Origin of the sequence: Subtercola lobariae, from assembly GCF_014640255.1 — a bacterium.
Lineage (GTDB): Bacteria > Actinomycetota > Actinomycetes > Actinomycetales > Microbacteriaceae > Subtercola > Subtercola lobariae.
Genome location: NZ_BMGP01000001.1, coordinates 218,520 through 243,443 on the forward strand (window position 1 = coordinate 218,520; position 24,924 = coordinate 243,443).

Here is a 24,924-nt window from a genome sequence, read left to right on the forward strand (position 1 = left end):
CCTAAACGGGCCAAACGTCCGGCGCCGCACCGGGCGCCGTGCCCACTCTTTCGTCGAGAATCACGTGCGATCGTGTGGAGACTACGCCGGGCATGTCGTGAATCTGAGACAGGATGACCGCACTCAGTTGCTCATTGTCGGGCGCGCTCACGGTGAGCACAAAATCGATGTCGCCACTCACCGCCTGAACCCGTTCGACGAACGGAAGTTCGGCCAGCGCAGCGGCCATTCCGGGCCACGGCACGTTGCCGATCTTCACGATCACAATCGCTGTCACGTTGAGGCCGAGCGCCTTACGATCGACCTGAGCGGCGAAGCTGGTGAGCACTCCGTCGGCGATGAGACGCTGCACGCGGTTGTGCGTCTGCGTGCGCGAAATGTGCACTCGGTCGGCGAGCGTGCGAATCGAGAGGCGAGCATCAATGCTCAGCTCGGCGATGATGGCGCGATCAACGCGGTCGACGGTCATCCATTCACTGTACTTCGCCGACGCCCGCAAACGCGCTGTATCGAGTTACGCAGGCCTGCGTCATACCGGTCATGCCGAACCCGAACCGGGGCGCACGATTGTGCGCGCTCAGCACCAACTGAGAGTGCAGGTCGGCGACGGTGCCAGCTCTGGCGCAGTCGACACCACCACGATGGCGGTGCCGCTCCGACTCGTCACGAAGGCGGCGTGCAACGTTTCGTCGACGGCGACGAACCACGGGTTGCCGTCGACCGGCCCCACTGATTCGCTGATGGCGCCCGAGCGCTCGTTGATCATCGTGACGGCGTGCGCGCCTTCGGGTGCGACGTAGACCAACTGAGTCGACGAATCGACCGCAACACCCCACGGCTGGTCGGGCACCCCAATGGTTTCAGCGACCGAATACACGGGGTCTTCACCGAGCGGGCTGTGGATGCTCGTGATGACCGACACCGAATCATCAGCCCAGTTCGTGACGAACGCCTCATGGCTCACCTGATCGACCGCCACGCCCGCGGGCGCACCCCCTACTGCGACGACCGATTTCACCGCCCGGCCGTCGAGGTCGATGACCCACACGGAGTTGTCGACCTGGCTTGTCGCGTAGGCGACGCGCGCGAATTGATCGATGGCCACGGCTTCGGGGTCTCGCCCGATGGCCAGGGTCGAGCTGACCGAATTGGTGTCTTCGTTGATGAAAGTCAGAGTGCCCGCAGACCCGGTGCCGCCGCTGCCGTAGCCCACGGCTACGAGGGTGTGCGTTCGGTGGTCGACGGCGAGCGCGCTCGCACCGCCGGGGACGGGAATCGTCGCGATGTTACTGTGTGCGCTGCCCGCGAAGACGTGCACCCACGTGTTGCCGTACTCGTCGGTCTGCGTTGCGAAAACTTCGTCGTAGTCGGGGTCGACGGCCACAGCATCTACAGGCCCGCCAAGCCCCAGGCCGAACACCGTGATGACGCCGGTCAGTTCATTGACGGCCAGAACCTGGTCATGATCGGCCGTATACAGAATGTGCGCTTTCGGGTCGCTGGCCACTCCGGTTGCCATGCTCGACATGCCGACGGGCAGGGTGATGCGCGCCGCCGTGTGGGTTGACTCGCCGTCGCCCTCGGCACGCGCGGTATGCGGTACGGCGAAGAGTATGAGCGCGAGCACGGCGAAAAGAACTCCCGCGGCGACCGCCGATGTGCGGTTCGGCCCGACCCGGCGCCTCGTCATGCTGACTGTCATGGGCCGACAGTAGCATTAATGAGCAGTGCTCAATACCCCCTAATGGGTGGCGAGAAGCGGAGGGAGATGGGTTGCAGGTGAACGTATTTGGGTCAATTGGCGAGCGTGGGCATCCAGCCGCTTGTCTTCGTCGGTCTCGGGCACCCAACTGCGCACCGCAGTGGTGTGACCGGTGTCGTCGAGCGCCGCCATGATGGTGAGGCAGTGTGTGGTGAGCTGAAACTCGCGCTCTTTCGGGTCGCGAGAGCGCACGTGCGTGCTGATGTGCATCGACGATTGGCCGGTGTGCAGCAGCCGTGCCTCGATCTCGACGATGTGGCCGATGGGTATGGGCCGGTAGAAGCGAATTCCGCCCGAGTACACCGTGATGGCATCGAGCCCGCTCCAGGTCGAGGCGCAGGCGAGGGCGGCTTCGTCGATCCAGCGCATCACCGTGCCACCGTGGGTCTTGCCGCCCCAGTTCACATCGGTGGGGGCCGCGAAGAAACGAAAGGTGATGATCTCGGCTTCGCTTTCCGAGGTGTACGTCTGCTCTTTCATGGCGGCTTCGATGCGGTGGCGAATGTCGATGCGATTGACGGCGTCGTTGTAGAGGGCTGCGTCTTCGTCGTTCTGAGGTACCCAGGGTGCGACTTCGGTCGGCCGGGCATCCGCACCCACCGCGACGAAGATCACCATGCAGTCGGTGGAGGTCACGTACCGACCCACCTTCGGGTCGGCCGACGAAACGTTGACGCGAATGTGCATGCTCGTGCGCCCGGTATAGACGAGTTTCGCGCGCACTTCGACGAGGTTTCCCGAGTCGATAGGTGCCACGAAGCTGATGCTGCCGACGTACGCCGTGACGCAGTAGCTTGCGCTCCAGCCCACGGCACAGGCGTAGGCTGCCTTGTCGATCCATTCGAGCACCCGACCCGCGTGCACCTTGCCGCCAAGGCTCGACACGTCGGTGGGCGAGGCGAGAAACCTCAGGGTGACTTCCGGGTCGCCGTGGTTCATGATGCTGCACTTTCGTTTCGCTGGGTGTGGGGGAAAGACGGTGTGGGTGAGCCCGTTGTGCCCACTTGAGTCGGGTATACCGGCCTCATGTGGGCGCAATGGGCTCACTGAGCGGCTGGAGCGTGGCGCTCGAGAAACTCGTAGACCTCTGTGCTGTCGACGCCCGCGAAACTGCCGGTGGGCAGGGCCGCGAGCAGGCTCGAGTTGAGGCGGGCGCTCGGCCACGACTGGTGCTGCCACTTGCGCGAGAGATCGGTCGGCGGCTTGCGGCAGCAGGTGGGGTCGGGGCACGTCGACGCGAACCGAGTGGTTGTGTCACGCCCGCGAAACCAGCGAGCGTCGGCGAACGGGGTGCCCACGCTGATGGAGAAGTGCCCACGCGACGACGATTGGATGCGCGAGGTGCACCAATACGTACCCGTGGGCTTATCCGTGTACTGGTGGTACGGGCTGAACCGGTCTTCGGCGTCGAACACCTGCCGGGCACTCCAGTAGCGGCACACGATCATGCCTTCGACGCTGCCCAGGGCATCCGTCGGCAGCACCACATCGTCGTTCTCGTACGCTTTGACGACCGAACCCGACTCGTGCACCTTCAAGAAGTGCACCGGAATACCGAGGTGCTCGGTGGCCAGGTTCGTGAACCGGTGCGCAGCGGTTTCGTAGGTGGTGCTGAACGCATCGCGCAGGTCTTCGACGCTCAGCTCGCGCTGTGCTTTGGCGCGCTGTAAGAACTCGACCGCGGTGTTCTCGGGGATGAGCAGAGCCCCGGCGAGGTAGTTCGTTTCGACACGCTGCCGCAAGAACTCGGCGTACCCCTTCGGCTCTTCGTGGCCGAGCACGTGGCTCGCCAGTGCCTGCAACAGCACGGTTCGCGGGTCGGCGTCAGGGCTCTGCCCGCGCGGAACGTAGATGCGCCCGTTCTTCAAGTCGGTGATCGACCTGGTCGACCCGGGCAGGTCGGCGACGTAGTGCAGGCTGAAGCCGAGGTGCGTGGCGAGGTCTGAGGCGACGCGCTGCGAGAGGGGCCCGCCGAGATGTCCGACTGCATCGAGCAACTCGCGGGCCGTGGTTTCGAGTTCGGCGAAGTGATTGCCACGCTGACGCATCTGCGCCCGCAACACGGTATTGGCGCGGCGTGCTTCTTCGGGGGTCGCGATGCGCTCGCCGTGCATCCGTTCGAGTTCAGCATGCAGCCCGAGAATCGTCTGAATCGCCTCGTCGCTCAACGCCTTACGCACCGGCACCGGGGGTAACCCGAGAGTGGCGTACAGCTGCCCGCGCTGAATGCGCTCGAGGGCGATTTCGAGCGCTGCCCGCTCGCTCGGCGCCTCTTCGCTGAGCAGCTGCTCGACCGTGACGTCGAGTGCTTCGGCGAACTTCTGCATCTCGCCGAGCTTGAGTTCGCGCTTACCGTTCTCGACCACCGAAACCTGCGACGCCGCACGCCCAATGGCCGTGCCGAGCGCGTCGAGCGTCAGCCCGCGGTCTGATCGTAACTGCCGAATTCGTCGGCCGACGGTAAGTGAATCAAGCATGTATTCATCGTGGCGGCCCACACGGGTAGGTGAGCACAAGTCGTGCTGGCGACATCGACGCTTTTTGCGTGAAACAGAAGAATTGGGGTTTTTCTACCGAACTTTCTCGCTGGCAGGGGTTGCGGCGACCCGATAGTGGATTCAACAGGCAAATTCGCCGATGTTTATGCCAACAGCGCGAGTTCGACCGAATCAGAACAGTTTCACTCAGCCGCTTTGCGGTTACATTCTCACTAAGGAATATGTCATGTCAGCACACACCCGCATCGAGATCCATGGGCCAGAAGAAGCTCGGTTCGACGAGATTCTGACTCCGGATGCTCTCGCCTTCGTCGCTCGCCTGCACGACCAGTTCGCGCACCGCCGCCAAGAGCGGCTGCACGAGCGCATGCGTCGCCGTCTCGCCGTTGAGAACGGTCGCGACTTTCACTTTCTCGCCGAAACCGCGCCTGTTCGCAGCGACGCGTCGTGGCGCGTGGCCGGTGCCGGCCCGGGCCTCGAAGATCGTCGTGTTGAGATCACCGGCCCGGTCGATCGAGAAAGCGCCGTCAAGGCACTGAACTCTGGCGCGAAGGCGTGGGGTGCCGACCTCGAAGATGCCACCAGCCCCACCTGGATCAACATCATCGACGGCCAGCTGACCTTGTTCGATGCGGTTCGCCGCCAGCTCGCCTACACCGATGACGACGGTGAGATTCGCCGGCTGCACACCGGTGAGCTGCCCACCATCGTGATGCGGCCCCGCGGCTGGCACCTGGTGGAGAAGCACGTGAAGTTCACTGACCGTGCGGGGCAGCGTCAGGCGGCATCCGCTTCGCTGGTCGACTTCGGGCTGTACCTCTTTCACAACGCGCAGAAGCTGATCGACTCGGGCAAGGGCCCGTACTTCTACCTGCCGAAACTCGAAGACCACCTCGAGGCGCGACTGTGGGATGACATTTTCACCTTCAGCGAGAACGCACTGGGCCTGGCGCACGGCACGATTCGTGCCACCGTGCTCATCGAGACCATCTCGGCGGCGTTCGAGATGGAAGAGATTCTCTTCGAGCTGCGCGAGCACTGCGCCGGGCTCAATGCGGGCCGCTGGGACTACCTGTTCAGCTTCATCAAGGCTTACCGCGAGCGCGGCCGCCAGTTCGTCTTTCCCGACCGCACCAGCATCACGATGACCGTGCCGTTCATGCGGAGCTACACCGAACTCTTGGTGTCGACCTGCCACAAGCGTGGGGCATATGCCATTGGCGGCATGAGTGCGTTCATTCCCGACGCAGCCAAACCTGAGCTCACCCAGGAGTCGTTGGCGCGCGTTTCTGAAGACAAGAACCGCGAGGTGAACGACGGATTCGACGGAACGTGGGTCGCGAACCCCGCGCTCATTCTGACGGCCCGCGCAGAATTCGACGCCGTGCTCGGCAGCCACCCGAATCAAATCGAGCGGCAGCGCCCCGAGGTTCAGGTGACCGCGGAGCAGCTGCTCGATGTGCGCTCGCTCGACAAGGTCGTGACTGATGCCGGGGTGCGCTCGAACGTCTCGGTAGCCCTGCGGTACATCGAGAGCTGGCTGCGCGGTATCGGAGCAGTCGAACTCGAGAACATCGTGGCCGACGCATCGGCTGCAGAGATCTCGCGGGCACAGCTGTGGCAGTGGATTCACTACTCCACCGTCACGGCCGAGGGCACTCGCATCACGACGGAGTCGGTGATCGCTGAACTCGACGAGCAGGTGCGCACCGCCGAACGCTTCGACGGTGACCAGTTCGACGCCGCGGCCGACATTGTGCGTCTCGTAGCATTGGAAGAAGACTTCCCGACCTACCTGACCATTCCCGCGTACGCGCACTACCTGGTCGACATTTCGGCTCCCGAGGCGATGGCGGCCTGATGAATTGCTCCCTGCAGACCCCAACTCCTTCGCAGAAAGAAAGTGCACTGTGACCAAAAGAATCGAAGCCGCAGGGCTGTCTATCGCCGAACCGCTGTACGACTTCGCTGCCGAGGCCGTCGCGTTGGCCGGCCTCGACGCCGATCGTTTCTGGGCCGACGTCGCGTCGTTGCTTCGCGACTTCACCCCGCGAAACGTCGAACTACTGCGGGTGCGAGACGATCTGCAGAGCCTGATCGACGACTTTCACCGCGAGAACCCGGGCTCGGTCGATGCAGACACGTACCTGGCCGTGCTGCGCGAGATCGGCTATCTGGTCGACGAACCGGCTGCCGACGCGGTGACCGTGACGACCGAAGGTGTCGATGACGAAATTCGTCTGCAGTCAGGGCCTCAGCTCGTGGTGCCGCTTCTCAACCGTCGGTTCGCGGCGAACGCCGTGAACGCGCGCTGGGGTTCGCTCTATGACGCGCTGTACGGCACTGACGCGATCGACCGCACCGGTGACCTCGCTGTCGGGGCCGAGTACAACCCGCTTCGCGGCGCCGCTGTCGTCGCGGCGGCACGCGCGTTTCTCGACGAGACCATTCCGCTCGAGGCGGGCAGCCACGCCGATGTTCTCAGCTACTCGATTGACGACGGCGGCCTGAATGTCGAGCTGCCGTCTGGCCCCGCGCGACTCGCTGACGGCGCCGCGTTGCTGGGGTACCGCGGTGAGGTTGCCGCGCCAGAAGCGCTGGTGTTCGGGCACCACGGGCTGCACTTCGAGGTGTTGGTCGACCACGAGCATCCCATCGGCCAGACCGACAGCGCAGGGGTGTTCGACGTGCTGCTCGAGTCTGCCGTGACGACCATCATGGATCTCGAAGATTCCGTGGCCGCAGTCGACGCCGAAGACAAGGTCGTGGGCTACCGCAACTGGCTCGAACTGATGAGTGGAACCTTGTCTGAAGAGGTGTCGAAGGGCGGCCGCACATTCGTTCGCGGTATGAACGCCGACCGCCAATACACGACGCTGGATGCCCGTGCCGCTACTCTGCGCGGGCGCTCGCTGCTCTTCATTCGCAACGTGGGTCACCTCATGACCAGCGACGCGATTCTCGACGAAAACGGCGACGAGGTGTTCGAGGGCATTCTCGACGCGATCATGACCGCGCTCGGCTCGGTCGGCGACATTCGCGGGGCGGGCGCGGGCAGCGCGCTGCCCAACTCGCTGACGGGCTCGATGTACATCGTGAAGCCCAAGATGCACGGGCCGGCCGAGGTCGCCTTCACGGTCGACCTTTTCGCGCAGGTCGAGCGGCTTCTCGAGCTGCCCGAGCGCTCGATCAAGCTGGGCATCATGGATGAGGAGCGGCGCACCTCGGTGAACCTGCGCGCCTGCATCCAGGCGGCCGCAGACCGCATCGTGTTCATCAACACGGGCTTTCTCGACCGAACGGGCGACGAGATTCACACCTCGATGCTCGCCGGTGCGTTCGTTCGCAAGTCAGAGATGAAGTCGCAGCCGTGGATCGCCGCGTACGAGGCGTCGAACGTCGACATCGGCATCGCCTCGGGGCTGCCGGGCCGCGCGCAGATCGGCAAGGGCATGTGGGCCATGCCCGACCTGATGGCCGACATGCTCGAGCAGAAGATTCAGCATCCGCTGGCGGGTGCCACCACCGCGTGGGTGCCGTCGCCGACCGCCGCGACGCTGCACGCGCTGCACTACCACCGGGTCGATGTGCCCACGGTGCAGCAGGAGTTGTCATCGCGCACGCCCGCCGAGGTCACCGAGATTCTGCGGATTCCACTCGCCACGCGCGAGTACGACGCGTCAGAACGCCAGGCCGAGCTCGACAACAACGTGCAAGGCATTCTCGGCTACGTGGTGCGTTGGGTCGACCAGGGCATCGGATGCTCGAAAGTACCCGACATCCACGACGTCGCCCTCATGGAAGACCGGGCGACCTGCCGCATCTCATCACAGCACGTGGCGAACTGGCTGCTGCACGGTCTCGTGACGAGCGAGCAGGTCGACGAGTCGCTGCGGCGCATGGCGGCCATCGTCGACGGCCAGAACGCCGGCGATGCGCTGTACCTGCAGATGGCTCCCGACTTCGACGGCCTGGCGTTTCTCGCGGCTCGCGCGCTCATCGTCGAGGGTACGACTCAGCCCTCTGGATACACCGAGCCGATCCTCCACCGCACCCGCCGCGCCGCCAAGGCGCGCGAGGCCCAGCTCGTCTAGCAGCGGATGCGGTTGCCGTTGCGGCGGCGGCGAGGGCGTCAGAGGCGCAGCAGGTGCTCGCGCAGGTCGTCTAACGCCTCGAGTGCGAGTGGGGCGAATGCGTCGCGCTCTGCCGCGCGAAGCCAGCGTTCGAAACCGACCCGGAATGCGAGCAGTACCACCTGAGCAGCAAGTCGAGCGCTGAGTTCATCGGCGCCCTTGCCTTCTAGGGCCGTCGCGATCGATGCTGCGAGATGCGCGAGTTTCAGCTACCCACGTTCCTGAAGCTCCGCGTTACCGGCGGTGACGGCGATCCGCCGCAGCGCCACAGCGCGACGACGAGGCGTCATGACCACGTCGGTGGCGGTGAGAGCGATCCGCAGGTATTCCCTCGTTTCCAACGAAGGGCTCGCACCGGATATCGCGTCGACGAACAGGCCCTCGAGAACGTCTTCTCCAGCAAGGATCACCTCGCGCTTGTCGGCGAAGTGCCGGAAGAAGGTCGCCCGGTTCAGGCCTGCCCGTTCTGCGATCTGCGCGACGGTCGTCGACTCGTACCCGTGCTCCTCGAAGAGGTCGAAGGCTGCTTCTTCCAGTCGATCCCGCGCGTTCGGTGCCCACCTGCCCATAGTGAGCGCCGAGGTGCTCAGGGGCGACCTCGATGACAGCGAGCTGCTTCGAACCGCCACCGCTAACACAGACGCGGTCATCCACCTGGCCTACCGTCACGACCTCGGGCAGATCGGCGGTGCCGAGACTGACGCGAAGGCGATCACGGCATTCATCGAGACGGCCGCAGGCACGGGTAAGCGCGTTGTCATCACCGGAGCGACGATCTCGGTGCCCGACCGTGCCGCCACCGAGAAAGACGAGCTCGTGCCGGCTGGCCCGATCGCGGCGAGAATTGCGAACCTTCGCAATGCCCTCGCTGCGGCCCGATCCGGGGTGCAGGTAAGTCTGGTGATGATTCCTCGCACCGTGCATGGCAACGGTGAACGTCATGGATTCATCCCGCAGCTCGTCGCTCGAGCTCGCGCCACCGGTATTTCGGCCTACGTCGGCGAGGGGATGAATCGTTGGCCTGCCGTGCATATCGCCGATGCCGCGACGCTCTACCGACTGGCGGTGGAGAATGCGCCGACAGGCTCAGTACTGAACGCTGTCGGTGAAGAAGGCGTTCGGGTGCGCGAGATCGCCGAAGCGATCGGGCGACAGCTGGGCATCCCGGCCGAGCCACGCCCCGCCACCGAGTTCGGTATGCCTCTCGGCGCATTGCTGGCTGGCGACATGCCCGCATCAAGCGCACTGACCCGGCAGCTGCTCGGCTGGAACCCCACACACCCCGGGCTGCTAGACGACATCGAACTCGGGCACTACTTCGAGTGAGACGACCGAACCGTGTAACGCGAGGTGGGCGACGCCGAACGGATTAGGCGCGGCTAGCGCCTGCGCATCAGATCTAGCAGCTGGTCGGCCAGACGCACGAGCTGGGCGATTTCGTTGTCGTCGCGGTCGACCCAGCGGCACTCGGGCTCGCGGGCGATCGGCACGAACTCTGCGTGCTGTTCCCACACCACGAGGGTGCGTTCGGCTCCGAGCACGTACTGCTGCCACCAGACCTGGCGCAGGTAGTGGCGCGGAATCGACTTCCACGCCTTGTTCGTGGTCTTGATCTCGGCGAGTTCGACCTCGCCTGATGTCTGGTTCACCGCGATTCCGTCTGGGGTCGCGAGGTGCAGCGGGCGGCCGTGCGCGTGAAAAAGTGTCGTGCTCGGGGCGATCTGGTAGTGAGCCTTGACCCACGCGGCGATCTTCGGCTCACGAATCTTGCCGTGGTCGGTGTAAGCGTTGCCGCCGAAATTGTTGCCGTTCAGCTTGTCGTAGGCGGTGTTCTCCACCGACTTGCGCGTCGTGAGGCGAGCCGCATCGGTGGCGGTGACCCCCCGGCTTCGGGCGCGAATCCACGCCACCCGGTCGGTCGAATCGGCGACGATACGCGAAAGGTGCGCAGGCTGAGGCGGGGCGACCGGATGCTCGTCTTCTTCCCACGGGAAGGTCAGCATCACGGCAGTTGTCACTCCCCTATTCTGCCTCGACTTCGGTGTCAGAATGGAACCAACACGAGGGAGCATCATGCGTATTGCGGTCACCGGCGGTTCAGGCAAGCTCGGTTCGGTGGTCGTGAGCTACCTGCGCGAAGCGGGCCACGACGTCTTCAACCTCGATGTGGCGGGGCAGCGCGAACCCGGGTTCGTGCGCGTCGACTTCACGAACTACGGCGAGACGCTCGACGCACTGATGGGGGTGAACGACCGGTACGCGGGGGTAGATGCCCTGGTGCACTTGGCCGCGATACCGGCGCCGGGCATCCGGAGCGACGTGGCGACCTTCGACAACAACATGCTCTCGACGTTTCACGTGCTGCAGGCGGCGAAGCGGGCCGGCATCACGAACATCGTCACAGCCTCGAGCGAGACCGTGCTGGGGTTGCCGTTCGATGTGGCGCCGCCGTACATCCCGGTCGACGAAGAGTACCCGGCAAGGCCCGAAAGCACGTACTCGCTGACGAAACACCTCGAAGAGCAACTCGCGATCGAGCTGACGCGGTGGGATGCCCGGCTGAAGATCGTGGCACTGAGATTCTCGAACGTTATGTACGAGGCCGACTACGCGGCCTTCCCGGCGTTCGACGCCGACGCGCGCCTGCGCAAGTGGAACCTCTGGGGCTACATCGACGCCCGCGACGGCGCCCAAGCCGTGCTGCGGGCTCTCGAATGGCAGGGCACGGGCTTTGAGCGCTTCATCATCGCGGCAGCAGACACCGTGATGACGCGGCCGAACGCCGAACTCGTCGCCGAGGTCTTTGCCGACACCCCGCTGCGCGGCGACCTCGGCGTGAACACCACTCTGCTCTCGATCACGAAGGCACGCCGCGTGCTCGGTTACGACCCGCAGCACTCGTGGCGCGACTCGCTGCTGCCGCTCGACGCCGCCGACGACGAGCTGCCCTAGCCACGTGCATCCGTGACGACGCAGCGCGGGTCAGGCGTCGCGCGGGTCAGGCGTCTTTGACCTTGCCGGCCTTGATGTGCAGGCGGCGCTCGGCTCGGCGCGCCACGGCGGTGTCGTGCGTCACGATGATGAGCGTGAGGCCCTGCTCGCGCCAGAAACCCTCGAGCAGCGTCATGATCTCGTCGCGGGTTTCTTCGTCGAGGGCCCCGGTGGGCTCATCGGCGAGCAGAACATCCGGTGACTTCACCAGAGCGCGAGCGATGGCGACGCGCTGCTGCTGCCCGCCCGAGAGCTCGGCCGGCAGGTGGGTGAGGCGGTCGGCGAGCCCCACTGAGGCGAGCGCGGCCTGCGAGCGGTCGCGGCGCTCAGAGCCCGACACGTGCAGGGGTGCGAGAGCCGTCTCGACGTTCTCGAGCGCGGTCAGCGTGGGAATCAGGTTGAAGCCCTGAAACACGAAACCGATCTCTTTGGCGCGAATCTCGGCCAGCTTGTGGTCGCCGAGCTTCGAGAGCCTCGATTCGCCGAGCGACACGTCGCCCGAGGTTGGTCGGTCGAGGGCCCCGAGCATCTGCAGCAGGGTCGATTTGCCACCGCCGGTCGGGCCTTGAACGGCAACCATTTGTCCGTTCGGGATGCTCAGGGTCACGTTATCGAGCGCCGTGACCTTTCGCTTGGTGGCGTTGTAGGTCTTGGTCACGTTCACGAGTTCGTACATGGGGTGCTCTCCTTGTGGCGGGCGAAGTGTGTGGGTGATGCGGGGTGTGGCACTCTGGTCGGCAGCGCGACCCGAGAGTAACGGTGCTGGCCGTGGCGATTTCTGAATGCATGGCGGCCAGCACCGTCGGGCTAGCCGACCGAGCGCAGAGCTTCAGCGGGGCGAAGTCGAGCCGCACGCCAGCCGCCGATCGCACCCGCGAGCAGTCCGCCGAGAATGGCGAGGCCTACGGCGATGAGAACGACTTCGAGCGTGAAGGGTGCGTGCAGAGCAACCGACGTGGTGGCCTGCTGAGCTGCCGCGCCGAATCCGCCGCCGCCCGCACCGCGCTGGCCGAATCCGCCGCCCGTGCCGCCACCTTCACCGCCGCCGCCCGTGATGGCGCCGCCGGCCGCCCGGCGAGCCGCCCCGGCCACGCCGGTGCCGGTCGAGGCCGAACCGCTCAGCGTGGGGGAGATGATGTTGATGATCACGATTCCGACGATGCCGATCAGAATTCCGAGCACACCGCCGATCAGGCCCTGAACGATCGACTCGCCGGCAACCTGCCCGACGATGCGGTTGTTGCTCCAGCCGATGGCCTTGAGTGTGCCGAATTCACGGGTTCGCCGGGTGACGCCCGAGATGGTGAACAGAATGGCGATGAGGAACGCGGCGGCGAGCACCAGAATCGAGAGCCAGGTGCCGAGGTTCGTGACCAGCGATGAGGCGGTCGAGAGCGAACCGGAGACGGTGGCAGCGAGGTCGGCCTGTGTGTCGACAGTAGCCGTCGGCAGTGCGGTCTTGAGGTCGGAGGCGAGCTGGTCGACTCCGCTCGATGAACTGGCGGTGACGTAGATATTGCTGATCATGCCGGGGTTGCTCGACAGCGTCTGAGCCACGTCGAGCGGAATGTAGACGTTCGACGCAGTGGCCGAGTCTGTGCTCGTCGAGTCGACGGTACCCACGATGGTGAAGGCAGTGCCGCCGATGGTGATGGTTCCGCCGGTGGCCAGAGATGCGCTGGTCGCATAGGCGCTGTCAAGCACCGCTACGTCGGTTCCGGCATCCGCTGTGGTCAGCAGACGACCCGTGCTGAGCGCAACGGCTGAGAGCGGGCCGACTGAGTCGCCGGCCGGGTCGAGACCGAGCACCGTGAATCGGTCGAGGTTGAACGAGCTACCGCCCGCGCCATCAGCGCCGCCCGTGGTGCCGGTGCCGCCCGCAGTGCCGCCGGTGCCCCCGGCCGTGCCGCCCGTACCGCCTTGGCGATTGCCGGTGCCCCCGCCCGGAATCTGCCCGCTGAACGTGATGTTCTCGAGCGAGAGCGTTCCGGTCGCGGCTGCGACTCCGCTCACCCCTTGCACCGTGGCGAGCTGGCTCGACGCGAAGACGGTCTGGGTGGGCGTGCTCGTCAGCCGCGATTGGCTGAGGTTGGTGGTGCCGCCCGAGGTCTGGCCCGAGCCGGAACCGAAGTTGAAGCCTTGGCGACCCCCGCCACCGGTCGCACCCGCGGTGGGCGGCGTGGGCGCTTGGCTGATGGTGATGTCGGTGCCGACACCGTAGACCGATTGCAGCACCGAAGCCTGCGCGTTCTGCACCCCGGCCGAGAATGAGTTGACCAGAATGACCAGCCCGATGGCCAGGCCCATGCCGATGGCGATGATGATGGTCTGCCTGCGGCGGTTGACGAGCTCTCGCCGCAAATAGGTTCTGAACACAGGTGCTCCTTTGGTGCCAAACGGGGTTACGAACGGGTATGCCCGGTACGAATGGGGTACGAACGGGAGAAAACCTATGGAGCATGCTTATCGAAAGCCCAAGAAAAACCTATGAATAGGCTGGGTATGAAGATTTGCTCAGAACCATTCACAGAGAATGCCTCAGTAGGATTCACAGGTTCGACGTAGGTTGTTCATAGGCTGCTCTTAGCTAGGAGCGCTTACTTAGGGGTGTGACCATAGACAACTCAAGGCTTTCATCCAGTTCTTCTGCCGCCCGCCCGCGTCTCTCGCGGGCCGATGGCACTGCCGTTCGCGCACTCGTCGTCGACGACGAGCCCACCCTTACCGACCTGCTGTCGATGGCACTGCGCTATGAAGGGTGGGAGGTGAAGACCGCGAGCGAGGGGCGCCAGGCCGTCACCGTTGCCCGCGAGTTTCGCCCTGACGTCATTGTGCTCGATGTGATGTTGCCCGATATCGACGGCTTGCAGGTGCTGCAGCGCGTGCGCGCCGACGGGCAAGAGACTCCGGTGCTCTTTCTCACCGCCAAAGACTCGCTCGACGATCGCATCGCCGGGCTGACCGCCGGTGGCGACGACTATGTCACCAAGCCGTTCAGCCTCGAAGAGCTTGTCGCCCGCCTGCGCGGACTGCTGCGTCGCTCGACGGTGCTGGTCACCGACGCCGTCGACCCCGAGGTCGTGGTTGGCGACCTGGTTCTGAACGAAGACAGCCATGAGGTGCATCGCGCCGGCGAGCCCATCGAACTGACGGCGACCGAGTTCGAACTTCTGCGTTTTCTCATGCGCAACCCGCGCCGCGTTCTCAGCAAGGCGCAGATTCTCGACCGCGTGTGGAGCTACGACTTCGGCGGTCGCTCGAGTGTCGTCGAGATCTACATCTCGTACTTGCGCAAGAAAGTGGATGCCGGTCACGCACCCATGATCCACACCGTGCGCGGCGCCGGCTACATGCTGAAAACGGCACCGTGACCCTTCGTCGCCGCCTGATTCTGAGCGTCGCCGCCTTGGTGGTGCTGCTCGGTCTCACCATCGGCCTGGTCAGCACTCTCACGCTGAACAGCATTCTGGTGGGGCGACTGGATGCTCAGCTGCCCGGTGGCGGAGTCAGCAACTCTGCGCCCACACCCCCCGGCGGGTACTCGCTGCAGCTTCGTAACGGCGACCCCACCACGTTTCTCGAACGGCAGCCGGTGGGAACCGTCGGCATGATCGTCTCCGGCGGCCAAGTGCTCTCGTCGGGAGCCGTCGTGCAGACCGGATCAACCTCGAGCGGCTCGGTTTCGGGCGCCACGATCATCGGCCTTTCTGCGACGCAGATCACCCAGCTCGAAGCGCTGCCGACAGGAACAGCGCCGCACACCGTCGACCTGGGCACGGGGTTCGGGCAGTACCGTGCGGTCTCGCTGATGACGAACAACGGGTACACCGTCGTGCTCGGGCTGTCGCTGTCGTCGGTTCAGGCCACGGTCACCCAACAGGTGATCGTGACGATCATCGTGACGGTCGCCGGGCTGATCATCGCGGTCGTGCTCGGTGGGCTGATCATCCGGCTCGCCCTGCGGCCGTTGCAACGAGTGGCCGACACCGCCGCGAATGTGGCCGAGTTGCCGCTCGACCGAGGTGAGGTGGCGCTCGCCGTGCGCGTGCCCGAGCGCGACACGAACCCGAAAACCGAGGTGGGGCGCGTCGGCTCGGCGTTGAACCGCATGCTCGAGCACGTGGCATCCGCCCTCACTTCGCGGCAACAGAGCGAAGACAAAGTGCGGCAATTCGTGGCCGACGCCAGCCACGAGTTGCGCACGCCGCTCGCCTCTATTCGCGGCTACGCCGAGCTGACCCGTCGCGGCCAGTACGCCCTGCCCGAAGACGTGACGCATTCCCTCGGTCGCATCGAGTCGGAGGCGACCCGAATGACGTCGCTGGTCGAAGACCTGCTGCTGCTCGCGCGGCTCGATTCGCGGCCAGATGTGGCGCACGACCCCGTCGATTTGACGCTCACCGTGGTCGATGCGGTCAGCGACGCGCATGTGGCCGGTCGTGATCACGAATGGATTCTCGATCTGCCAGAAGAACCGGTCGAGATTCAGGGTGATGGGCCGCGCATCTACCAGATCACGGCCAATCTGCTGGCGAACGCCAGGGTGCATACGCCGCCCGGAACGCACGTGACAGCAGGATTGTCGCGCGAGGTGATCGCCGGCATCGAGTACGGCGTCATCAGCGTGGCCGACGACGGGCCGGGAATCGACCCGGCTCTGCTGCCCACGCTGTTCGAACGGTTCGTGCGCGGCGACGTGTCGCGCTCGCGGCACGCGGGCAGTACGGGCCTCGGCCTGGCGATCGTCTACGCGGTGGCCGAGGCGCACGGCGGCACGGTCACGGTCGAAAGCGCCCCGGGGCGCACAGTGTTTCGCGTACTGCTGCCGGTTGTGTACGCGGCGGGCGCCAGCGCCCCCGCCACCGCCTCTGCCCCCGCCCCGCTCGCGTCGGCGGCAGCAGCAGCTGCGCCACCGGCATAAAGTGCGGCGCAGAGAGGTTGAGGGGAGTATGGAAGCCGAAGTAACAGAAGCTGATGTAACAGACGTTCGAGACGAAGCAACCCGTCTTGCTGCGTTTCGCGAAGCGCGCCGCCGATTCGTCGCCGGCGCGCAAGGCCCGCTCGCCCTGGTGAACACCGAGTGGATCACCGGCGACCCCGCGACCGGTCAGACCGCTTATGGCGTGCCGGGCACGTGGTATCCGCTGGCTGCGGGTGAGTCGGGGCTGAAACTGAAGGCGCAGGCGAGCGACGGCATCGAGGTTGACGGGCAACTCGTCGACGGCACCGCACTCGTTCGGGGCAAAGACGACCCCCGGGCATCCACTGTTCGATTCAGCGACACCGTGACGGGGTTCGTCATCGCCAACGAAGACGGCGAATACGCGCTGCGGGTATGGGATTCCGCGTCAGAAGCCAACGCCGAATTCGGCGGTATCGACGCCTTCGACTACAACCCCGACTGGGTGGTCGAGGCAAGCTTCACTCCCATCGAAGGCGGCCGAGCCATCGGCATCGAGCACCTCAAAGACGGCGGAGTGACCCGGGAGCGGGTGGTTCCGGCCGAGATCACGTTCACCAAAGACGGCGTCTTTTACAACCTCGCTGCCTTCCAAGACGACGGCGGCCTGCTGCTCGTGTTCTCTGACGCGACCAGCGGCGACACGACCTACGGCGTTGGCCGCTTCTTGCGCCCCGTTCCCGATGCCGTGGCCCCCGCTGCCGTGGCCCCAGATACTCTCGCGCCGGATGCCCGCACCCCCGAAACTCGGGCGGCCGCTGCTCTGGCACCGGATGCCCGCCCCGCCGGCCACGTCACCCTCGACTTCAATCGTGCCTACCTGCCGCCCTGCGCGTTCTCGTACCACTTCAACTGCCCCATGCCACCGGCGCAGAACCGCCTCACGGTACCCATCGCTGCGGGCGAGAAGAACGTGCTCAACCGCGAAGGCGCCCTGCTGCACGGCTGACCTGCCCGACGGCGCGGCTGATGCTGGCCTGTGAGACCGGTGTGGGTGGGAGTTTCGTCGGAGCGCAGCGCGCATCCCCACGTATTGCGAGCATGTCGCGCCAGTTCCGACCTAACTCCCACCGAGCGGAATTGGCGAGACCGGCCTGTGCGGAGAGAATGGCGGAGTGAGTTTTTCTCCGCACGACATTACGAAGCCGATTCTGAGCCAGCAGTGGCGCAACCTGACGTTTCTGCACTGGCGCATCAACACGGCCGACGCCGCGTCGCTGATGCCTGCCGGCGTGGAGCCCGACGAGTTCGACGGCAGTTCGTGGGTGGGGCTCGTGCCGTTCAGTCTGCGCAACACCCGCTTCGGGCCCAGCCCGGCGCTGCCGTTCTTCGGCACCTTCCACGAGACGAACGTGCGGCTGTACGCGAAAGACGCCGACGGGCGCCGCGGTGTGGTCTTTCTCTCGCTCGAGGCCGAGCGGCTGGCCGCTGTGATCGGAGCGCAGACCGCGTTCGGCTTGCCCTACGTGTGGTCGCGCATGCGCGTGCGACGAACAGGTGGCACCATCGTGTACACCTCGCGCCGGCACACGACGCCCAGGGGTGAGGTCGACTCGGCGGTGTCGGTGCGCCCGGGGGCCCGAATCGAGCATCCCGATGCCCTCGCCGACTTTCTCACCGCGCGCTGGGCGCTCTTCTCGCGGCATCTCGGCCGCACCCTCTACCTGCCCAACTCGCATCAGCCGTGGGCGTTGCACGAGGCCGAGCTGCTCGACTTCTCTGACACGCTGCTCACTCGCGCGGGGTTGCCGGGGGTGGCGAACCGGATGCCCGACTCCGTGTTGTTCGCCCCGGGAGTCGATGCCGTGTTCGGTGCCCCGCAGACGTTGCGACCCCTGCGACCCCGATAACAGCGACCCGCATACCGTGAGCTCGTGCGCCGCGACTTGCGCACCCGGCGCCCACGGGTTAGATTAGACGAAGCCAAAGACCGCTGGTTATCGGAGTGCGCGCAGGATCCGCAAGGAGAACGCAAGCACATCGGTCGAAGTTTCGCTCACGCGAAGCCCGCGCAGGTGTTCGAAGTTCGATAGATCGTGGTGCGAAAGCATGGCGAGTCTCCCAAGCTCCGCACTCCTGTGTGGAGCTTTTTTAGTGTTCGGGGCCGGGGCTGCCAGCACTATTTCATCAAGGAGCGCCATGGCGAACAAAGAAGCCACGGTTGCCGAACTCACCGACCTGTTCGAGAGTTCGACTGCCGTACTGCTTACTGAGTACCGCGGTCTCACTGTGTCGCAGCTGACAAGCTTGCGTCGCTCTATCAGTGAGCACGCCACCTACGCCGTGGTAAAGAACACGCTGACCAAGATTGCGGCTAACAAGGCCGGCATCGATTCGTTCGATGACGAGCTCGTTGGCCCTTCAGCTATCGCTTTCGTTCACGGTGACCCCGTGACCGTGGCAAAGGCACTGCGCGACTTTGCCAAGGCAAACCCTCTTCTGAGCGTGAAGGGCGGTTACTTCGACGGTAACCCGCTGACCGCTGAAGAGGTCACCAAGCTCGCCGACCTCGAAAGCCGGGAGGTGCTGCTCGCGAAATTCGCGGGTGCCGCCAAGGCCTCGCTGTTCGGTGTCGCCTACCTGTTCAACGCACCGCTCTCGAAGGCCGTTCGCACGGTCGAAGCTCTGCGCGAAAAAGAATCACAAAAGGAGAATAACTAATGGCAAAGCTGTCACAAGACGAGCTCATCGACGCCTTCAAGGAGCTCACGCTCATTGAGCTCAGCGAGTTCGTGAAGAAGTTCGAAGAGGTCTTCGAGGTCACCGCTGCGGCTCCGGTCGCTGCTGCCGGTGCCGCTGGCCCCGCCGCCGCTGTTGAAGAGGTTGAAGAGAAGACGTCGTTCGACGTCATTCTCGAGGCCGCCGGCGAGAAGAAGATCCAGGTCATCAAGGAGGTGCGTTCGATCACCAGCCTCGGCCTCGGTGAGGCGAAGGCTCTCGTTGACGGTGCACCCAAGCCTGTTCTCGAGGGTGTCAACAAGGAAGCTGCCGACAAGGCGAAGGCTCAGCTCGAAGAGGCTGGCGCCACGGTTACCCTCAAGTAATCACGCTTCATTTCGCAGAAATGCCCGGGCTTCGGCTCGGGCATTTCTGCTTTAAGCACGGGATGCTCAGCGCCTTCGCCGGTCTCGGCCCCGGGCATCCACGCGCCCAGGTATTTCTCAGAACTTCGCTCGCTATCAGGTAAGTAACATTCTGGCAATGCTTCTGACTCGGCGATGAGCGCGCTCTCAATTTCTGTGTATGCTCACATGAAACCATGTTCACTCAATGAGGAGGAAACCATGAGAGTCACCCGTTGCAAGCGAGTGATCATTCCCCTGGCAGGCGCGGCCGCAGTAGCGCTCGCACTCACCGGATGCACGGGCGACGCCCCCGCGTCGTCGGGTGGCACCGCTGCCGCCGGCTGCGACGACTACTCCAGCTACGGCACCTTCACCGGCTCGCCGACCGTCAACATCTACGGCACTATCGTCGACGTCGAAGCCGACCAGCTGAACCAGTCGTGGACTGACTTCGAGAAGTGCACGGGAATCACCATCAAGTACGAGGGCAGTCAAGAGTTCGAGACGCAGATCAACGTTCGCGCTCAGGGCGGCAACCCGCCCGACCTCGCCATCTTCCCGCAGCCGGGCCTGCTCGCCTCCATGGTCGGCGGCGGCTACATCAAGGCGCCTGCGAAGAGCGTCGAAGACAACGTCGATAAGAACTGGTCAGCCGACTGGAAGAAGTACGGCACCGTCGACGGCACCTTCTACGCCGCGCCCCTGATGGCGAGCGTCAAGGGCTACATCTGGTATTCACCGACCTACTTCAGCGACAACGGTTACACCGTTCCCACCACGCTCGACGAGCTGACCACCCTCACCGCAAAGATCGCCGCCGACGGCAAGGTGAAGCCGTGGTGTGCTGGTTTCGCTTCGGGCGAGGCGAGTGGATGGCCGGGCACAGACTGGATCGAAGACACCGTTCTTCGCCAGGCCGGCCCCGACGCCTACGACAAGTGGGTCTCGAACGACATCAAATTCACTGACCCGCAGATCACAAAGGCGTTCGATTACGTGGGCAACATCTTGAAGAACCCGGCTTACGTGAATGCCGGCTTCGGTGACGTGACGAGCATTAACTCCACCACGTTCCAAGACGCGGGCCTGCCGATTCTGCAAGACCAATGCGCCATGATGCACCAGGCCTCGTTCTACGAGGCCCAGTGGCCAGAAGGCACGAAGGTCGCGCCCGACGGAGACGTCTACGGCTTCTTGATGCCGCCGGCCAAGGCTGGAGACCCGCAGGCGGTCACAGGCGGTGGCGAGATGGTCGGCGCGTTCAAGACGAGCGACGAGATCACTGCCGTTCAGACCTACCTTTCGAGCGCACTCTGGGCCAACAACCGCGTGTCGATCGGTGGTGTGATCAGCGCCAACAAGGGTCTCGACCCGGCTAATGCGAAGTCGCCGCTCGCCGTCGACAGCATCAAGATTCTGCAAGACCCGAACACCACGTTCCGGTTCGATGCATCTGACCTGATGCCCGCCGCGGTCGGCTCGAACTCGTTCTGGAAGGGCATCGTCAACTGGATCAACGGTGACGACACCCAGACGGTGACCACGTTCATCCAGTCGACCTGGCCGCAGTAGCACGGCACAGCTGTGACCACCGCAGATCTGCTCAACAAGATCGAACAGGTGGTGATCGCTCTGGCGGCCTTTGCGGCTGTCATCGGTCTCCTCCTGTTCATCATCGACCGGGCTCCGAAGAAGCGAAAAGACTTCTTTCAGCTGGTCGGGTTCGTCGCCCCGGCGTTCATCCTTTTGATCATCGGGCTGGTGTATCCGGCCATCCGCACGGCGATTCAGTCGCTCTACGATGCCAAGGGCAACTTCATCGGGCTAGACAACTTCGTGTGGGCATTTACCCAGCCCGACTCGTTGGTGAGCCTTCGAAACACTGTCATCTGGGTGATTCTGACGCCGTTGGCCTCAACGGCAATCGGGCTGGCGTACGCGGTGTTCATCGACAAGTCGCGCGGCGAGAAGTATTTCAAAGCGCTGGTGTTCATGCCGATGGCCATTTCGTTCGTGGGCGCCAGCATCATCTGGAAGTTCGTGTACGAATACCGCCCGAGCAGTGCGAACCAGATCGGTCTGCTCAATCAGGTGGTGGTGTGGCTCGGCGGTCAGCCTGTGCAGTGGTTGCAGGCTGTACCGGCGAACACCATCTTCTTGATTGTGGTGATGGTGTGGATACAGACCGGATTCGCGATGGTGGTCTTGTCGGCAGCCATTAAGGGCGTGCCGACCGAGATTGTGGAGGCCGCGCAACTCGATGGCACGAACGCGTGGCAGCGGTTTACGAATGTGACTATTCCGGGCATCCAGGGCTCGCTTGTTGTGGTGGTGACCACCATTTCGATTGCCACCCTGAAGGTTTTCGACATTGTGCGCACCATGACCGCGGGCAACTTCGATACCAGCGTGCTGGCGAATGAGATGTATACCCAGGCGTTTCGCGCCGGTGAGCCAGGGCGCGGCTCGGCCCTGGCGCTCATTCTGTTCGTGCTGGTGCTGCCCGTGGTCATTTACAACGTCAGAGTGTTGCGTAAGCAGAGGGAGATTCGATGAGCGTCGCACCGGTCGAGCTTCCGATTCCGGGCAGTTCTACTGCCGGTCGGGCTCCGTCGCTTGAAGAAGAGTATGTCGAGGCCACCACGAAGGCCGGAAGGGTCAGGCGCAACCTCACATCGAAGTGGGCGACGGTTGCCGCACTGCTGATCGCGGTGCTCTGGACCATTCCGACCTTCGGGTTGCTGCTCTCGTCGTTCAGGCCGTCGATACTGATCAAAACCACCGGCTGGTGGACCATTTTCAGTAACCCCGGCTTGACCCTCGACAATTACCGCGACGTGCTCTTCTCGTCGTCGGCAACGGCGCCGCAGCTCGGCCAGTACTTCGTGAACTCGGTGGCCATCAGCATTCCGGCCACCGTGTTTCCGCTGGTGCTGGCCTCGATGGCGGCCTATGCGTTCGCGTGGATGAACTGGAAAGGGCGCGACATCGTTTTCGTGCTCGTCTTCGCGCTGCAGATCGTGCCGCTGCAGATGGCGCTGATTCCGTTGCTTTCGTTCTTCTCGCGAGGCATCACCATCGGCAACGCGCTGATCATCCCACCCACGCCCTCGGGAACGTACGCCCAGCTCTGGTTCGCGCACACCGCGTTCGCTCTGCCGCTCGCGATCTTCTTGCTCTACAACTTCATTTCGCAGGTGCCGGGCGAGGTGATTGAGGCGGCTCGAGTAGACGGGGCGTCGCACGGGCAGATCTTCTTGCGCATCATCATTCCGCTCGCGATGCCGGCGCTCGCGTCGTTCGCCATCTTCCAGTTTTTGTGGGTCTGGAACGATCTGCTGGTGGCACTGGTGTTCTCTGGCGGGTCACCGGATGTCGCGCCCCTCACCCAGAGGCTCGCTGAACTCACCGGCAGCAGAGGCCAAGACTGGCAGCGCTTGACGGCGGCGGCGTTCGTGTCGATCGTGGTGCCGTTGATCGTGTTTTTCAGCTTGCAGCGATACTTCGTTCGTGGGCTGCTCGCGGGGTCGACCAAGGGGTAGGGGCAGGGTGTTTCGCGCGTAATCTGAGTGGATGAGCGGTGTAGGTAGAGGCGGGCGCGGTGGCGCTGGCGCTGGCGGCGGCGGTGGCGGTGGCGGTGGCGGCGGCCGCGTGAGCGGCGGCGACGTCAAGGCGCAGCGGGCCGCCAACGCTGCGGCGCCCAAAGTCGAGCATCTGCTCAGGCGAATTGCGGAGTTGTTTCAGCCGTACCGCATGCCGATCATCCTGACCATCATTCTGGTGCTGGTGGCAGCGGCGCTTTCGGTGATTCCGCCGCTGCTCACCGCGCGGGCTTTTGACGTGGGGCTGTTTCCGCCGGGCGGTAAGCCCAACGTGGGCGCGCTCGGTGCGATCGTCGGCGCGATGATTGCGCTCTACGTCATTTCGACGCTGCTCGGGGTGTGGCAGACCTACCTCACCGCGACCGTCGGCAACAAGGTGATGGGCGCGCTGCGGGTGCGGCTGTTCAGCCACCTGCAGGCGATGGAGCTGAGCTTTTTCACCAAGACGAAGACCGGGGTCATTCAGTCGCGGCTGCAGAACGATGTCGGTGGGGTCGCCTCGGTGCTGACCAACACGATCTCGAGCGTGCTGGGCAACACCGTCACGGTCATCGCGGCGTTCGTCGCCATGCTGCTGCTGAACTGGCAGCTCACGGTGGTGGCCATCGTGCTGATGCCGATTCTGGTGATCGCCCAGCGGCGGGTGGGTCAGGTACGAGCGCGTATCGCCACGAAGACGCAGGAGTCGCTGTCAGATATGACCGCGATCACGCAAGAGACCCTCAGCGTGTCAGGCATTCTGCTCTCGAAGAGTTTCAATCGGCAGAACACCGAAATCGCGCGGTACGCCGACGAGAACGCGAACCAGGTGCGATTGCAGGTGAGCCAGCAGATGAGCGGGCAGTGGTTCTTCGCCATGGTCAGCATTTTCTTGTCGAGCATCCCGGCGATCGTGTATCTGGTGGCCGGGTTTCTGCTCAACAACGGGGCCGTCGACATTACAGCCGGAACGATCGTGGCCTTCACCACTGTGCAGGCGCGGTTGCTCTTCCCGTTGCTCGGCCTGATGCGGGTGGCGCTCGACCTGCAGACCTCGGGCGCGCTGTTCGCTCGCATCTTCGAGTACCTCGACCTGAAGCCGTCGATCGCCGACCGTACCGGTGCCGTCGAGGTGCCCACGAGCATGTCGTCTGCGGCGGCCGCCTTCGATCCGGATGCCGCGGGCCGGGTCGCGTTCGACGACGTCACGTTTCGCTATGCCGACGCTTCGCCGACCACGCGCCCGACCCTCGACGGCGTCTCGTTCGAGATCGAGCCCGGACAGTTTGCGGCGTTCGTCGGAGCATCCGGAGCGGGTAAGACCACGATTTCGTACCTCATACCCCGGTTCTACGAGGCGACGGGTGGGCGCGTGCTCTTCGGCGGCATCGACGTGCGCGACCTGAAGCAGGAGTCTCTCGTGGCGCACCTCGGCATCGTGAGCCAGGAAACGTACCTCTTTCACGCCTCCATCGCCGAGAACCTGAGATACGCGAAGCCGGATGCCACGCAGAACGAACTCGAAGCGGCGTCGAAGCAGGCGAACATCCACGACCGCATTATGAGCTTCGACGACGGCTACGACACCATCGTGGGGGAGCGCGGATACCGCCTTTCGGGCGGCGAGAAGCAGCGCATCGCCATTGCGCGGGTGCTGCTGAAAGACCCCGCGGTGCTGATTCTCGACGAAGCGACCAGTGCGCTCGACTCCATCTCAGAGCGCATCGTGCAGCAGGCGCTCGACACCGCGGCCCGCGGGCGCACGACCATCGCGATCGCACACCGGCTCTCGACCGTGGTGGCCGCCGACGTGATCTTCGTCATCGACGAGGGCCAGATCGTAGAGCGCGGAACCCACGCCGAGCTCCTGGCGGCGGGCGGGGCCTACTCCGACCTGTACTCGGAGCAGGTGGCGGCGACCGCCTGAGCGCGGC

The 24,924-nt window shown here is 64.4% G+C and carries 23 protein-coding genes; 14 read left to right on the forward strand and 9 right to left on the reverse strand.

Features of this window, described 5'->3' with window-relative positions; genetic code table 11:
* Window position 1 precedes the first annotated feature (1 nt).
* From IEX24_RS01145 to IEX24_RS01160, 4 genes are all read right to left on the reverse strand, one after another.
* Entirely contained in the window at window positions 2-469 is a 468-nt protein-coding gene (locus IEX24_RS01145) for an Lrp/AsnC family transcriptional regulator (RefSeq protein ID WP_188672385.1), read from the reverse strand.
* A gap of 108 nt (window positions 470-577) precedes the next feature.
* On the reverse strand, window positions 578-1,702 hold the full coding sequence (locus tag IEX24_RS01150) for a YncE family protein (RefSeq protein ID WP_188672388.1): 1,125 nt from the start codon (window positions 1,700-1,702) through the stop codon (window positions 578-580).
* A gap of 39 nt (window positions 1,703-1,741) precedes the next feature.
* A complete protein-coding gene (locus IEX24_RS01155; protein WP_188672390.1) occupies window positions 1,742-2,701 on the reverse strand; it encodes an acyl-CoA thioesterase in 960 nt (319 codons plus the stop codon).
* A gap of 104 nt (window positions 2,702-2,805) precedes the next feature.
* The gene (locus IEX24_RS01160; RefSeq protein ID WP_188672393.1) at window positions 2,806-4,239 is read right to left on the reverse strand and encodes a helix-turn-helix transcriptional regulator; all 1,434 of its coding nucleotides are present in this window, start codon (window positions 4,237-4,239) and stop codon (window positions 2,806-2,808) included.
* 247 nt (window positions 4,240-4,486) lie between these two features.
* Here IEX24_RS01160 and aceB point away from each other — a divergent pair, with 247 nt between their 5' ends.
* Both aceB and IEX24_RS01170 read left to right on the forward strand, forming a co-directional pair.
* Entirely contained in the window at window positions 4,487-6,121 is a 1,635-nt protein-coding gene (gene aceB / locus IEX24_RS01165; RefSeq protein WP_188672399.1) for a malate synthase A, read from the forward strand.
* Between the two features lie 49 nt (window positions 6,122-6,170).
* A complete protein-coding gene (locus tag IEX24_RS01170) occupies window positions 6,171-8,354 on the forward strand; it encodes a malate synthase G (protein ID WP_188672402.1) in 2,184 nt (727 codons plus the stop codon).
* A 38-nt stretch (window positions 8,355-8,392) separates the two neighbouring features.
* Here the strand turns inward: IEX24_RS01170 and IEX24_RS19790 are convergent, their stop codons facing one another.
* Window positions 8,393-8,515 (reverse strand): hypothetical protein, encoded by a 123-nt coding sequence (locus IEX24_RS19790; protein WP_268236206.1) that lies wholly within the window; start codon window positions 8,513-8,515, stop codon window positions 8,393-8,395.
* An 87-nt stretch (window positions 8,516-8,602) separates the two neighbouring features.
* The gene (locus IEX24_RS01175; RefSeq protein ID WP_188672404.1) at window positions 8,603-8,962 is read right to left on the reverse strand and encodes a TetR/AcrR family transcriptional regulator; all 360 of its coding nucleotides are present in this window, start codon (window positions 8,960-8,962) and stop codon (window positions 8,603-8,605) included.
* A 1-nt stretch (window position 8,963) separates the two neighbouring features.
* Between IEX24_RS01175 and IEX24_RS01180 the strand changes: the two genes are divergently transcribed.
* Window positions 8,964-9,719 carry an NAD-dependent epimerase/dehydratase family protein gene (locus IEX24_RS01180; protein ID WP_188672407.1) on the forward strand — a complete coding sequence of 252 codons (756 nt, stop codon included), beginning with the start codon at window positions 8,964-8,966 and terminating at the stop codon, window positions 9,717-9,719.
* 53 nt (window positions 9,720-9,772) lie between these two features.
* On the opposite strand, the gene IEX24_RS01185 is transcribed toward IEX24_RS01180, so the two are convergent.
* On the reverse strand, window positions 9,773-10,396 hold the full coding sequence (locus IEX24_RS01185) for a YqaJ viral recombinase family protein (RefSeq protein ID WP_188674161.1): 624 nt from the start codon (window positions 10,394-10,396) through the stop codon (window positions 9,773-9,775).
* Between the two features lie 70 nt (window positions 10,397-10,466).
* Here IEX24_RS01185 and IEX24_RS01190 point away from each other — a divergent pair, with 70 nt between their 5' ends.
* Window positions 10,467-11,345 carry an NAD-dependent epimerase/dehydratase family protein gene (locus IEX24_RS01190; RefSeq protein WP_188674164.1) on the forward strand — a complete coding sequence of 293 codons (879 nt, stop codon included), beginning with the start codon at window positions 10,467-10,469 and terminating at the stop codon, window positions 11,343-11,345.
* Window positions 11,346-11,391: 46 nt separating this feature from the next.
* On the opposite strand, the gene IEX24_RS01195 is transcribed toward IEX24_RS01190, so the two are convergent.
* Together IEX24_RS01195 and IEX24_RS01200 are read right to left on the reverse strand one after the other, a co-directional pair.
* Complete coding sequence (locus IEX24_RS01195) at window positions 11,392-12,060, reverse strand: ABC transporter ATP-binding protein (protein ID WP_188672411.1); 669 nt, start codon at window positions 12,058-12,060, stop codon at window positions 11,392-11,394.
* 131 nt (window positions 12,061-12,191) lie between these two features.
* A complete protein-coding gene (locus IEX24_RS01200; protein WP_188672415.1) occupies window positions 12,192-13,760 on the reverse strand; it encodes an ABC transporter permease in 1,569 nt (522 codons plus the stop codon).
* Between the two features lie 233 nt (window positions 13,761-13,993).
* On the opposite strand from IEX24_RS01200, the gene IEX24_RS01205 reads away from it, so the two are divergent.
* The 10 genes from IEX24_RS01205 (at window position 13,994) to IEX24_RS01250 (ending at window position 24,917) form a co-directional block, all read left to right on the forward strand.
* The gene (locus IEX24_RS01205; RefSeq protein ID WP_307821400.1) at window positions 13,994-14,755 is read left to right on the forward strand and encodes a response regulator transcription factor; all 762 of its coding nucleotides are present in this window, start codon (window positions 13,994-13,996) and stop codon (window positions 14,753-14,755) included.
* Entirely contained in the window at window positions 14,752-16,305 is a 1,554-nt protein-coding gene (locus IEX24_RS01210) for a sensor histidine kinase (protein ID WP_203585959.1), read from the forward strand. The genes IEX24_RS01205 and IEX24_RS01210 overlap by 4 nt, the downstream gene beginning before the upstream one ends.
* A 28-nt stretch (window positions 16,306-16,333) precedes the next feature.
* A complete protein-coding gene (locus tag IEX24_RS01215) occupies window positions 16,334-17,293 on the forward strand; it encodes a DUF1684 domain-containing protein (protein WP_188672418.1) in 960 nt (319 codons plus the stop codon).
* A gap of 166 nt (window positions 17,294-17,459) precedes the next feature.
* Window positions 17,460-18,194, forward strand: a complete 735-nt coding sequence (locus IEX24_RS01220) for a YqjF family protein (RefSeq protein ID WP_229715030.1) — start codon at window positions 17,460-17,462, stop codon at window positions 18,192-18,194.
* 289 nt (window positions 18,195-18,483) lie between these two features.
* Window positions 18,484-19,005, forward strand: a complete 522-nt coding sequence (gene rplJ / locus IEX24_RS01225) for a 50S ribosomal protein L10 (protein WP_188672421.1) — start codon at window positions 18,484-18,486, stop codon at window positions 19,003-19,005.
* A complete protein-coding gene (rplL, locus tag IEX24_RS01230; protein WP_188672424.1) occupies window positions 19,005-19,388 on the forward strand; it encodes a 50S ribosomal protein L7/L12 in 384 nt (127 codons plus the stop codon). Before rplJ ends, rplL begins: the two co-directional genes overlap by 1 nt.
* A 240-nt stretch (window positions 19,389-19,628) precedes the next feature.
* Complete coding sequence (locus IEX24_RS01235; RefSeq protein ID WP_188672427.1) at window positions 19,629-20,981, forward strand: ABC transporter substrate-binding protein; 1,353 nt, start codon at window positions 19,629-19,631, stop codon at window positions 20,979-20,981.
* Window positions 20,982-20,993: 12 nt separating this feature from the next.
* Entirely contained in the window at window positions 20,994-21,965 is a 972-nt protein-coding gene (locus IEX24_RS01240) for a carbohydrate ABC transporter permease (RefSeq protein ID WP_188672430.1), read from the forward strand.
* Window positions 21,962-22,951 carry a carbohydrate ABC transporter permease gene (locus IEX24_RS01245; RefSeq protein ID WP_188672433.1) on the forward strand — a complete coding sequence of 330 codons (990 nt, stop codon included), beginning with the start codon at window positions 21,962-21,964 and terminating at the stop codon, window positions 22,949-22,951. The genes IEX24_RS01240 and IEX24_RS01245 overlap by 4 nt, the downstream gene beginning before the upstream one ends.
* 31 nt (window positions 22,952-22,982) lie before the next feature.
* A complete protein-coding gene (locus IEX24_RS01250) occupies window positions 22,983-24,917 on the forward strand; it encodes an ABC transporter ATP-binding protein (protein ID WP_188672436.1) in 1,935 nt (644 codons plus the stop codon).
* Window positions 24,918-24,924: the final 7 nt, after the last annotated feature.

Coding starts and splice junctions, on each gene's coding strand:
- rplL (WP_188672424.1), top strand. CDS start 19,005: ATGGCAAAGCTGTCACAAGACGAGCTCATCGACGCCTTCAAGGAGCTC.
- IEX24_RS01215 (WP_188672418.1), top strand. CDS start 16,334: ATGGAAGCCGAAGTAACAGAAGCTGATGTAACAGACGTTCGAGACGAA.
- aceB (WP_188672399.1), top strand. CDS start 4,487: ATGTCAGCACACACCCGCATCGAGATCCATGGGCCAGAAGAAGCTCGG.
- IEX24_RS01155 (WP_188672390.1), bottom strand. CDS start 2,701: ATGAACCACGGCGACCCGGAAGTCACCCTGAGGTTTCTCGCCTCGCCC.
- IEX24_RS01185 (WP_188674161.1), bottom strand. CDS start 10,396: ATGCTGACCTTCCCGTGGGAAGAAGACGAGCATCCGGTCGCCCCGCCT.
- IEX24_RS01235 (WP_188672427.1), top strand. CDS start 19,629: ATGAGAGTCACCCGTTGCAAGCGAGTGATCATTCCCCTGGCAGGCGCG.
- IEX24_RS01245 (WP_188672433.1), top strand. CDS start 21,962: ATGAGCGTCGCACCGGTCGAGCTTCCGATTCCGGGCAGTTCTACTGCC.
- IEX24_RS01150 (WP_188672388.1), bottom strand. CDS start 1,702: ATGACAGTCAGCATGACGAGGCGCCGGGTCGGGCCGAACCGCACATCG.
- IEX24_RS01145 (WP_188672385.1), bottom strand. CDS start 469: ATGACCGTCGACCGCGTTGATCGCGCCATCATCGCCGAGCTGAGCATT.
- IEX24_RS01160 (WP_188672393.1), bottom strand. CDS start 4,239: ATGCTTGATTCACTTACCGTCGGCCGACGAATTCGGCAGTTACGATCA.
- rplJ (WP_188672421.1), top strand. CDS start 18,484: ATGGCGAACAAAGAAGCCACGGTTGCCGAACTCACCGACCTGTTCGAG.
- IEX24_RS01190 (WP_188674164.1), top strand. CDS start 10,467: ATGCGTATTGCGGTCACCGGCGGTTCAGGCAAGCTCGGTTCGGTGGTC.
- IEX24_RS01175 (WP_188672404.1), bottom strand. CDS start 8,962: ATGGGCAGGTGGGCACCGAACGCGCGGGATCGACTGGAAGAAGCAGCC.
- IEX24_RS01195 (WP_188672411.1), bottom strand. CDS start 12,060: ATGTACGAACTCGTGAACGTGACCAAGACCTACAACGCCACCAAGCGA.
- IEX24_RS01250 (WP_188672436.1), top strand. CDS start 22,983: ATGAGCGGTGTAGGTAGAGGCGGGCGCGGTGGCGCTGGCGCTGGCGGC.